Source organism: Mesorhizobium sp. M7A.F.Ca.MR.362.00.0.0 (assembly GCF_004023175.1).
GTDB lineage: Bacteria > Pseudomonadota > Alphaproteobacteria > Rhizobiales > Rhizobiaceae > Mesorhizobium.
This window is the reverse complement of sequence record NZ_RZTF01000134.1, coordinates 4,217-4,829: the sequence shown is the minus strand read 5'-3', so window position 1 is coordinate 4,829 and position 613 is coordinate 4,217. Positions and strand designations below refer to the sequence as shown.

The window sequence follows — 613 nt, the reverse complement described above, 5'->3', positions numbered from 1 at the left end:
CGCTCTTTTCAGGGGATCGGCTCGCGAAAGATTTCCGTCTCGGTCACACTTGTTGCATAATCGCCACAATGCGTTGCATACATCCGACGCAATCATGGCTCTAGACGGCGACATGGCTCCGCAGGCACCGACAACAAACCAACCGCTCTTCAGCGAACCCGGCGCTCGTGACGGGCGCCGGCTGCTTGCGCTGCCGGGTGTGATCGCGGTCGTCGGCGCGCTGATGACGGCTGCGATCTCGTTCACCATCCTCGTCGGCGCCACGCCGATCACACCGAACGAGTCGACGACGCTGGCGTTGATTGCCCTCAACGCGGCTTTCGTCCTGTTTCTTATCGCGCTGGTCGGGCGTGAGGTGCACCGCATCCTGATGGCGCGCCGGCATGGCAAGGCCGCTTCGCGGCTGCATGTGCGCATTGTCGCCATGTTCGCCCTGGTTGCCGCCATTCCCGCCATCATGGTGGCCATCATTGCCTCGATCACGCTCGACATCGGCCTTGACCGCTGGTTCGAAATCCGCACCAAGACGATCGTCAATTCATCCCTCTCGATCGCCGACGCCTATGTCCAGGAAAATGCCCGCAACCTCCAGGGCACGACATTGTCCATGGCC

At 61.8% G+C, this 613-nt stretch carries 1 pseudogene; it reads left to right on the top strand.

The annotated features are described in order from the left end of the window. Nucleotides 1–112: 112 nt before the first annotated feature. Nucleotides 113–613, top strand: a pseudogene (locus tag EOC06_RS42755) (PAS domain-containing sensor histidine kinase); the annotation flags it as partial.